Annotated in this window: 1 protein-coding gene; it reads left to right on the top strand. The window is 65.7% G+C overall.

The genetic code is table 11. The features are described from left to right. Positions 1-606: AMP-binding enzyme (locus GH815_RS18765; protein WP_153750240.1), on the top strand; the 606-nt coding region annotated here is incomplete at both ends.

Genomic DNA, 606 nt, shown 5'->3' with positions numbered 1-606 from the left:
GTGCTGGAACCCGAATCGGGGCGCGAGATCACCGAGACCGAGGCCGAGGGCGTGCTCTGCCTCCGGGACAGCTGGCCGGGCCAGATGCGCACCGTCTGGGGCGATCACGACCGCTTCCAGGAGACCTATTTCAGCCAGTACAAGGGCTATTACTTCTCCGGCGACGGCTGCCGCCGCGACAAGGACGGCTATTACTGGGTGACGGGGCGCGTCGATGACGTGATCAACGTCTCGGGCCACCGGATGGGCACGGCCGAGGTCGAATCGGCCCTCGTCGCGCATGCCGCGGTCGCCGAGGCGGCGGTGGTCGGCTACCCGCACGACATCAAGGGCCAGGGCATCTATGCCTATGTCACCCTGATGAACGGCGTCGAACCCACCGACGAGCTGCGCAAGGAGCTCGAGAAATGGGTCCGCACCGAGATCGGCCCGATCGCCAAGCCCGACCTCATCCAATGGGCCCCGGGCCTGCCCAAGACCCGCTCGGGCAAGATCATGCGCCGCATCCTGCGCAAGATCGCGGAAAACGACTTCGGAGCACTCGGCGACATCTCAACACTCGCCGACCCTTCCGTCGTCGAGCAGCTCATCGACAACAGGATGAAC

This window comes from Rhodovulum strictum (assembly GCF_009649175.1).
GTDB lineage: Bacteria > Pseudomonadota > Alphaproteobacteria > Rhodobacterales > Rhodobacteraceae > Rhodovulum > Rhodovulum strictum.
This window is presented reverse-complemented; position numbering and strand designations above follow the sequence as displayed.